The organism is Cupriavidus sp. 22TCCZM04-2 (assembly GCF_057798895.1).
Window position 1 is genome coordinate 529,091 of record NZ_JBYOJS010000002.1, and the last position, 8,668, is coordinate 537,758.

Annotated in this window: 7 protein-coding genes and 1 rRNA gene; 5 read left to right on the forward strand and 3 right to left on the reverse strand. The window is 63.8% G+C overall.

What is annotated here, in order from left to right; genetic code table 11:
• The first annotated feature begins 33 nt into the window (after positions 1-33).
• The 4 genes from AC3FKG_RS05790 to AC3FKG_RS05805 all read left to right on the forward strand — a co-directional run bounded on the left by AC3FKG_RS05790 (position 34) and on the right by AC3FKG_RS05805 (position 4,045).
• A complete protein-coding gene (locus AC3FKG_RS05790; RefSeq protein ID WP_483712627.1) occupies positions 34-1,032 on the forward strand; it encodes a thiamine pyrophosphate-dependent dehydrogenase E1 component subunit alpha in 999 nt (332 codons plus the stop codon).
• 42 nt (positions 1,033-1,074) lie between these two features.
• Positions 1,075-2,091: an alpha-ketoacid dehydrogenase subunit beta gene (locus AC3FKG_RS05795; protein WP_211950366.1), complete on the forward strand. Its 1,017-nt coding sequence runs from the start codon at positions 1,075-1,077 to the stop codon at positions 2,089-2,091.
• A complete protein-coding gene (locus tag AC3FKG_RS05800; RefSeq protein ID WP_483712626.1) occupies positions 2,091-3,203 on the forward strand; it encodes an acetoin dehydrogenase dihydrolipoyllysine-residue acetyltransferase subunit in 1,113 nt (370 codons plus the stop codon). The genes AC3FKG_RS05795 and AC3FKG_RS05800 overlap by 1 nt, the downstream gene beginning before the upstream one ends.
• A 95-nt stretch (positions 3,204-3,298) precedes the next feature.
• On the forward strand, positions 3,299-4,045 hold the full coding sequence (locus AC3FKG_RS05805) for a lipoyl protein ligase domain-containing protein (protein WP_488742647.1): 747 nt from the start codon (positions 3,299-3,301) through the stop codon (positions 4,043-4,045).
• Between the two features lie 3 nt (positions 4,046-4,048).
• Here AC3FKG_RS05805 and AC3FKG_RS05810 read toward each other — a convergent pair whose 3' ends face one another.
• From AC3FKG_RS05810 to AC3FKG_RS05820, 3 genes are all read right to left on the reverse strand, one after another.
• Positions 4,049-4,819, reverse strand: coding sequence for a DUF3047 domain-containing protein (locus AC3FKG_RS05810; RefSeq protein ID WP_488742648.1), 771 nt, complete (start codon positions 4,817-4,819; stop codon positions 4,049-4,051).
• 309 nt (positions 4,820-5,128) lie between these two features.
• Positions 5,129-5,950 carry a hypothetical protein gene (locus AC3FKG_RS05815; protein WP_483712622.1) on the reverse strand — a complete coding sequence of 274 codons (822 nt, stop codon included), beginning with the start codon at positions 5,948-5,950 and terminating at the stop codon, positions 5,129-5,131.
• 222 nt (positions 5,951-6,172) lie between these two features.
• Positions 6,173-6,565 carry an OsmC family protein gene (locus AC3FKG_RS05820; protein ID WP_483712620.1) on the reverse strand — a complete coding sequence of 131 codons (393 nt, stop codon included), beginning with the start codon at positions 6,563-6,565 and terminating at the stop codon, positions 6,173-6,175.
• Between the two features lie 565 nt (positions 6,566-7,130).
• On the opposite strand from AC3FKG_RS05820, the gene AC3FKG_RS05825 reads away from it, so the two are divergent.
• Positions 7,131-8,662: ribosomal RNA gene (locus tag AC3FKG_RS05825) — 16S ribosomal RNA — on the forward strand.
• Positions 8,663-8,668: the final 6 nt, after the last annotated feature.

Consider the following 8,668-nt stretch of genomic DNA (forward strand, 5'->3'; position numbering starts at 1 on the left):
GTACCACCACAACTTCAACCCAAGGAGACAACCATGAGCGCCAGTGCCATGCAAGCCGGCCCCAGCGGGCTCGACAAGGAGACCCTGCTGACGGTGTATCGCAAGATGCGCACCATCCGCGATTTCGAGGAACGCCTGCACGTGGACTTCGGCCGCGGCGACATTCCGGGCTTCGTGCACCTTTACGCAGGCGAGGAAGCCGCCGGTGTCGGCATCCTGCACCACCTGCATGACGGCGACCGCATCGCCAGCACGCACCGTGGCCACGGCCACTGCATTGCCAAGGGCGTCGACCCCGTAGCGATGATGAAGGAGATCTACGGCAAGAAGGGCGGCTCGTGCAACGGCAAGGGCGGCTCCATGCATATCGCCGATCTGTCCAAGGGCATGATGGGCGCCAACGGCATCCTGGGCGCGGGCGCGCCGCTGATCTGCGGCGCCGCGCTGGCCGCAAAGTTCCGTGGCAAGGGCGAGGTCGGCATTACCTTCTGCGGCGACGGCGCCTCGAACCAGGGCACCTTCCTTGAGAGCCTGAACCTGGCCGCCGTGTGGAATCTGCCGGTGATCTTCGTGATCGAGAACAACGGCTATGCGGAGTCGACCTCGCGCGACTACGGCACCGCGGTGGACAGCTATGTGGATCGCGCGGCCGGCTTCGGCATTCCCGGCGTGACGGTGGACGGTACCGATTTCTTCGCCGTCCATGAGGCCGCCGGCGAAGTCATCCGCCGTGCGCGCGAAGGCGGCGGCCCGGCGTTGCTCGAATGCAAGATGGTCCGCTTCTACGGCCACTTCGAAGGCGATGCGCAGACTTATCGCGCGGCCGGCGAGCTTGACGATATCCGCGCCAATCGGGATTGCCTGAAGCTGTTCACGCGCACGGTGACGCAGGGCGGCGTGATCTCGCGCGAGGAGTTCGATGCGATCGACCGTGAAGTTGCCGCGCTGATCGAGCACGCCGTGCAGGAAGCCAAGGCCGCGCCGCTGCCCGGGCCGGAAGATTTGCTGACCGATGTCTATGTGAGCTACTAACCGCCAACCCGACGCAGCTATCCAATCATCAGGAGACAGAACATGGCTCGCAAACTGAGCATCAAGCTGGCGATCAACGAGGCGATCGACCAGGAAATGACGCGTGACCCCAGTGTAATCATGCTGGGTGAGGACATTGTCGGCGGCGCCGGCGCGGACGGCGAAAAGGACGCCTGGGGCGGCGTGCTCGGCGTGACCAAGGGCCTGTATGCCAAGCATGGCGACCGGCTGCTCGATACGCCGCTGTCGGAATCGGCCTATGTGGGCGCGGCGATTGGCGCGGCGGCCTGCGGCATGCGGCCCATCGCGGAGCTGATGTTCATCGACTTCATGGGCGTTTGCTTCGACCAGATCTTCAACCAGGCCGCGAAGTTCCGCTACATGTTCGGCGGCAAGGCCGAGACGCCTGTGGTGATCCGCGCGATGGTCGGTGCGGGCTTCCGCGCGGCCGCGCAGCACAGCCAGATGCTGACGCCGCTGTTCACGCATATCCCGGGCCTCAAGGTCGTGTGCCCGTCCACGCCGTATGACACCAAGGGCTTGCTGATACAGGCGATCCGCGACAACGACCCGGTGATCTTCTGCGAGCACAAGAACCTGTACGGGCTGGAGGGCGACGTTCCCGAGGGCGCCTATACGATTCCGTTCGGCGAGGCCAATATCGCGCGCGACGGCAAGGACGTGACCATCGTTGCGTACGGGCTGATGGTGCATCGCGCGCTGGACGCGGCGGCGACGCTGGCAAAGGAAGGCGTGGAAGCGGAAGTGATCGACCTGCGCACGCTATCGCCCTTGGACATGGACACGGTGCTCGAATCGGTCGAAAACACCGGCCGCCTCGTCGTCGTGGACGAGGCGAGCCCGCGGTGCAATATCGCAACCGATATTTCGGCGCAGGTGGCGCAGCAGGCGTTCGGCGCACTCAAGGCCGGCATCGAGATGGTATGCCCGCCGCACACGCCGGTGCCGTTCTCGCCGACGCTGGAAGACCTGTATATCCCCAGCGCCGCGCACGTGGTGGCAGCGGTGCGCAAGACCATGAAGGGAGGCAAGCACTGATGGCCACAGCAATGACTCCGATTGTGATGCCCAAGTGGGGCCTGTCGATGAAGGAAGGCACCATCAATGCCTGGCTCGTCGACGAAGGCGCCGAGATCTCGGTGGGCATGCCGATCCTCGATGTGGAAACCGACAAGATCGCCAACGCCGTCGAGGCGCCCGACGCCGGCACCCTGCGCCGCAAGGTGGCCGGTGTGGGCGACGTGCTGCCGGTCAAGGCATTGCTTGGCGTGCTGGCGTCAGCGGAGGTGAGCGATGCGGAAATCGATGCCTACATTGCGGCTTATGAAACGCCGGCGGACGACGGCGGCGAGGAGGAGGCCGGACCCACGTACCAGTATGCCGACGTCGACGGCATCCGCGTCCGCTACGCCCGCAAGGGCAACGCGGAGCAGGCGGTGCTCTTCATTCACGGATTTGGCGGTGACCTGGACAACTGGCTGTTCAACCTCGACGCCCTCGCCGACGCGTACACCGTGGTGGCGCTTGACCTGCCCGGTCACGGACAGACGTCGCCGCGGCTCGCGGGCACGACGCTGGCGGAGATGGCCGGCTTTGTAGCGCGATTCCTCGACACGGTGGGCATCGACGCGGCGCACGTGGTGGGCCACTCCATGGGCGGCGGCATTGCCGCGCAGCTCGCCGTCGATGCGCCGCGGCGCGTGCGCTCGGTGGCGCTGGTGTCGCCGGCGGGCCTCGGCGATGAGATCAACAACGGCTATACAGAGGGCTTTGTCAGCGCGCAGTCGCGGCGCGAACTTAAGCCAGTGGTCGAGCTGCTGTTCGCCAACCCGGAGCTCGTCAGCCGGCAGATGCTGGACGACCTGCTGCGCTACAAGCGGCTCGACGGCGTGCAGGAATCGCTGTCCACGCTCGGCGCGAGCCTGTTCGCCGAGGGCCGCCAGCGGGAACTGCCTGGTCAGCGGCTGGCGGATACGGGTACGCGCACGCTGGTAGTGTGGGGCGCGCAGGATCGCATCATTCCCAGCGCGCACGCGCAGAACGCGCCGGCTGGCGCCACGGTGAAGGTGTTCGGCGATGCCGGGCACATGAGCCAGATGGAAAAGGCCAGCGACTTCAACGCGCTGCTGCGCAAGCACCTGGCCGGCTGAGGTGGTTGGCGCGGGCGGACCGTAGCACCGTCCGCGCCGCGCCTTGTCTCGCGCGGCCTGCTATCGTGTGGCAGGCCACTGCCAGGACGAATTCCATGCCATTTGCGTTCATCGAAGCCGATCCAGCCGAAGACGATCCGTTGCAGGCCGAACTGGCGCTTCTCGAACTGGCTGCGCAAGGGGAGCCGGTTGCCCAGTTGTGGGAAGCGCCGGTCTCGCTGGTGGTGCCGCGCAGTTACCTGCGATACGAGCCGTTCGAAGCGGCGCGCGCCAGCTTCGCGCGGCGCGGCTGCCCGGTCTGGTTGCGCATGTCGGGCGGCGGGCTGGTGCCGCAGGGCCCGGGCATCCTGAACCTGAGCCTTGCGTACCGCGTGGACGGGCCCCCCGGCGCGCTGAGCGAGGCGGTGTATCTACACCTGTGCGAGGTCGTCGGGCGGGCGCTGCGCCGGCTTGACGTCGAGACCCACTGGCAGGCGGTGGACGGTTCCTTCTGCGACGGCCGCTTCAACCTCGCCTGGGGCTCGCCGGGGCAGGAGCGCAAGATCGCCGGAACGGCCCAGTACTGGCGCCGCGAGCCCGCGGCCGTGCAGGCGCCGGATGGCCAGCGCCACCTGGTGCTGGCACATGCGGTGCTGCTCGTCAGCGCGGATCCGGTCGCGATCACGCAGCGTGCCAATGATTTCGAGGCCGAGGCAGGCACCGGCCGGCACTACGATGCCGACAAGGTGGTCAGCGTGCAGCAGGCCATCGGCAGCGCAGCCCCCGGCGGAACGAGGCTGATGGCGCAGGTCGTCGAGGCGCTCAGGGCCAGCGCGGCGGCCACGCCGCCGCCACATGCCTAGTGCCTAACGCGCAGGGAGGAAGCGCAGGTCGCCGTACCAGGCGCGCGTCGTGGCGCCGGTATTGTCGGTATCCGTCAGCAGTCCATAGGCGGAGATCTTGCCGGGCGGTTCGTGGAACGCCTGTTCGTAGTCCTGCGCGATATTGCGGCGCAGGTTCTGCCACTGGCCTGCGTCGCCAGGACGGCCGGAGACCACGATCATCTGCACGCGGCCCGTGTGCGGATTGGGGATGATGCTGCCGGGCGCCGCCGAGGTCGACCAGATATACATCAGCGTCGCGTAGGGCAGGTCTTCGCCGCCGAAGCGCTTGGCCAGATCAATGCTGGCGCGGTCGCCGAAAGCGAGCTTTTCCTTGTCGCCCTCGAAGAAGAACACCAGCCGCGCGGGAGCGTCTTCCTTGCTCCCCTCATGGTTATTGGCGCCTTCAATGGGGGCTTGCGCTTTCCAGCGCCAGGCGACGACCGGCGTGCGGCCCAGGTCGATATTGCCCTCGTGCATCAGCGCCGAGGCCGCAGCGCTGGCGTCGGCCTGCAGCACAGTGGTGGCGCCATCCTTCACCAGGCTGTAGCGAGTTTCGGCCTTGCCGTGGACGACTGGCAGGTTCTTCCAGTCGGCCGGCAACGGCGCGCCGGGACGCAGGGCGGAGAACGCGATGCCGGGCTGGTCGTCCTGTGCTGGCAGCGCCGGGGTTGCGAGCAAGGTGGCACTACACAGCAGGGCGCGCAGCAGCGATCCCGTCTGCCTGTGTGCGCGCCGGTTGGACGGGGTAGGCATGGCGGTATCGCTCCGGTTGCTGGACATTGCTGAATTGTAGTGAGATGGCGCACTTTCCGTTGCGCCAGGCAATGCCGGGATGGGGTGCGAGTGGGGGCGAGGCGCGGCAGTCGCTGGCATCGCGCGGACAGGACTGGCCGCCAGGAAAACTGGCGTAGCGCTGCGCACAGCGTGAAAAAAATCGCGGCCCGCACAGGGGCCGCCAATCGGGAATGCGAGGAGGTCAGTTTCCTCAAGAGGCTTTATCGGCGCAATGGCGCGCATCGAGACCCCTCTTTGGTAGGGGCAGTGTCCTGGCTCGCGTCCCGATCATGCGATCAGGTAATTTGGGCCCGTGGGGGGAACGGTGGCGGCGCGCCGCTTCTGGACATTCGCCATCAGTTCCGCGTGGGCGGCGTCGAGCCATTCGACGCGGTGGCGGACAGGGTCGTTCGGCGAGAGGTCGCGCGCGGGAATCTCGCGCAGGAAGTAGCGCACCATGTTTCCAGCGCGCGCGGGGACCGGCATCATCCCCAGCAACTGGTGCCGGGCCAGCAGGCGCCGGCTCACCGCATGGCGCAGCCCGGCCCACGCGGTACGGCCCAGCGCAATGTACAAGGCGTCGGGGCGCATCTGCCGGATCGCGCCGAGGAAGCGGGTGTCGAACGCGGCGCTCAGCATCGGTGTTGCGAGCAGGTCTTCCAGCGTGCCGTCGAAGGCAAGCCCGCGGCGCGTGGTGGCGAACGGCAGCAAGGCCAGCGGCTGGAACTGCTCGAAGCCTTCGTTCCACAGCGCCGCAGCGTGCGGCAGTCCGACCAGTTCCGGCGCGCGGAAATGATCGAGCATGCGGATCAGGTTAGGCCGGACCAGTTGGCCCCCCAGTTCGACGCGGCGCTTGTTCTCGCGCTGAATCACGCGGGCAGGCGTGCGGGCCTGCACCAACTCCTCCGTCACCGCCGCCGCGAGCCGCACATGGGCGTGTCCGGGCGTCGTACTGACCAGCACCAGGCGGGCGCCGGAGTTGTGATGCTCGTGCGGCACGTACGTCATCGTGTATGTACCGTCCTGGCCGACCAGAATGGGCTTGGCAATCACGCCAGCAGCGCCCGTGCGCCGGATCTGGGCGCAATATTCTTCGATGTAATTCGTCAAGGTGTCCCCGCTCCACAGCGATAAAGGTGCTGCCTTTTTCTTTTTTAATCATGGTAAGACGTGCGGCTGGCTGCCTACAAAACAGAGAGCGGCGTTCTCGGCGCTCGGCACCATCAGCTTGGTGGGGCAGCGCACAAACGCGGCACATCCGGACTTCGGCGCTGGCGCCGGCCTGCTCACCTGCTACCGTACCGCGTGGTGTGGGTCAGGACGATGACGCGATCAGCTGGAGAGCGTGGTGTCGATGACAATCTCGGCCGACAATGACTTGTGCACCGGGCACTTGTTGGCCACGCGCAGCAAGTCCTCCAGGACCTTGGCGTCGAGGTCGCCGGTGACATGGACCTCGCGTTTCATCGCATAGCGGCCGTTGCTCTCCTCATGGGTCACGGAGGCATGGATGGAGGCCACGGCATAGCCCTTGCGCTTGGCATAGAGCTGGAGCGTAAGCACGGTGCACGCCGCGAGCGCCGAATCCAGCAGGTCATGCGGGTTCGGATACTGCGGGTTGCCGCCGGCGGAGTGGTCCAGGTCGGCTTGCCAGTTCGCCTCGCCATTGCTCAGGTTGCAGAGCGTATTGCCCTGGCTCGGCTGCCACGTCGCTTGGATAGTCATCGAACTTCCTTGTCCTTATTAGGGGCCGGAGTTCGGCCCGGGAGTAACGATTCTATACAGTCACCGGCGGCGGGACCGTACTAGTGCCTAAAGCGTTACTTTTCGAGCTTCTCGAATTATTTCGCTGAATGGCTTGCCAAAGCCGGCGGGCCGCCGTAATATTCGCCCCCTCGCAACACACCGCGGCGCTGCAAAGCAGACGCAGCAAGGGTTGCGGGGTTGATCGGGTGGTTCGGCGGCGCGAAGTTGGCGTGACGAACGGAGCAAAAAAGATTGCTGGCCTGGTTGACGAAACGAAGAAAGTGCTACATAATCTCGTTTCTCTGCTGCAGACAACGCAGCGCGCTGAACGGCAAAGCCGGCAGCGAAGTTCTTTAACAACCAAACAACCGATAAGTGTGGGCGCTGGGTAGCGGACGCACGAAGTCTTCGGGCTTCGGAGCTTCACAAGTTATACAGTGCTCGCACAGCAAAACGTGACTGGATTTTCGGATCTGGTCAGTCAGTTTTCTGAGAGTGAGCGACCGCTCGAAAGAGCGAGGACCTTCGGGTCCACACAGAGATTGAACTGAAGAGTTTGATCCTGGCTCAGATTGAACGCTGGCGGCATGCCTTACACATGCAAGTCGAACGGCAGCACGGGCTTCGGCCTGGTGGCGAGTGGCGAACGGGTGAGTAATACATCGGAACGTGCCCTGTCGTGGGGGATAACTAGTCGAAAGATTAGCTAATACCGCATACGACCTGAGGGTGAAAGCGGGGGACCGCAAGGCCTCGCGCGATAGGAGCGGCCGATGTCTGATTAGCTAGTTGGTGGGGTAAAGGCCTACCAAGGCGACGATCAGTAGCTGGTCTGAGAGGACGATCAGCCACACTGGGACTGAGACACGGCCCAGACTCCTACGGGAGGCAGCAGTGGGGAATTTTGGACAATGGGGGCAACCCTGATCCAGCAATGCCGCGTGTGTGAAGAAGGCCTTCGGGTTGTAAAGCACTTTTGTCCGGAAAGAAAACCTCTGCCCTAATACGGCGGGGGGATGACGGTACCGGAAGAATAAGCACCGGCTAACTACGTGCCAGCAGCCGCGGTAATACGTAGGGTGCGAGCGTTAATCGGAATTACTGGGCGTAAAGCGTGCGCAGGCGGTTTGATAAGACAGGCGTGAAATCCCCGAGCTTAACTTGGGAATGGCGCTTGTGACTGTCAGGCTAGAGTATGTCAGAGGGGGGTAGAATTCCACGTGTAGCAGTGAAATGCGTAGAGATGTGGAGGAATACCGATGGCGAAGGCAGCCCCCTGGGACGTCACTGACGCTCATGCACGAAAGCGTGGGGAGCAAACAGGATTAGATACCCTGGTAGTCCACGCCCTAAACGATGTCAACTAGTTGTTGGGGATTCATTTCTTCAGTAACGTAGCTAACGCGTGAAGTTGACCGCCTGGGGAGTACGGTCGCAAGATTAAAACTCAAAGGAATTGACGGGGACCCGCACAAGCGGTGGATGATGTGGATTAATTCGATGCAACGCGAAAAACCTTACCTACCCTTGACATGCCACTAACGAAGCAGAGATGCATTAGGTGCCCGAAAGGGAAAGTGGACACAGGTGCTGCATGGCTGTCGTCAGCTCGTGTCGTGAGATGTTGGGTTAAGTCCCGCAACGAGCGCAACCCTTGTCTCTAGTTGCTACGAAAGGGCACTCTAGAGAGACTGCCGGTGACAAACCGGAGGAAGGTGGGGATGACGTCAAGTCCTCATGGCCCTTATGGGTAGGGCTTCACACGTCATACAATGGTGCGTACAGAGGGTTGCCAACCCGCGAGGGGGAGCTAATCCCAGAAAACGCATCGTAGTCCGGATCGTAGTCTGCAACTCGACTACGTGAAGCTGGAATCGCTAGTAATCGCGGATCAGCATGCCGCGGTGAATACGTTCCCGGGTCTTGTACACACCGCCCGTCACACCATGGGAGTGGGTTTTGCCAGAAGTAGTTAGCCTAACCGCAAGGAGGGCGATTACCACGGCAGGGTTCATGACTGGGGTGAAGTCGTAACAAGGTAGCCGTATCGGAAGGTGCGGCTGGATCACCTCCTTTCCAGAG

Coding starts and splice junctions, on each gene's coding strand:
- AC3FKG_RS05790 (WP_483712627.1), top strand. CDS start 34: ATGAGCGCCAGTGCCATGCAAGCCGGCCCCAGCGGGCTCGACAAGGAG.
- AC3FKG_RS05795 (WP_211950366.1), top strand. CDS start 1,075: ATGGCTCGCAAACTGAGCATCAAGCTGGCGATCAACGAGGCGATCGAC.
- AC3FKG_RS05800 (WP_483712626.1), top strand. CDS start 2,091: ATGGCCACAGCAATGACTCCGATTGTGATGCCCAAGTGGGGCCTGTCG.
- AC3FKG_RS05805 (WP_488742647.1), top strand. CDS start 3,299: ATGCCATTTGCGTTCATCGAAGCCGATCCAGCCGAAGACGATCCGTTG.
- AC3FKG_RS05810 (WP_488742648.1), bottom strand. CDS start 4,819: ATGCCTACCCCGTCCAACCGGCGCGCACACAGGCAGACGGGATCGCTG.
- AC3FKG_RS05820 (WP_483712620.1), bottom strand. CDS start 6,565: ATGACTATCCAAGCGACGTGGCAGCCGAGCCAGGGCAATACGCTCTGC.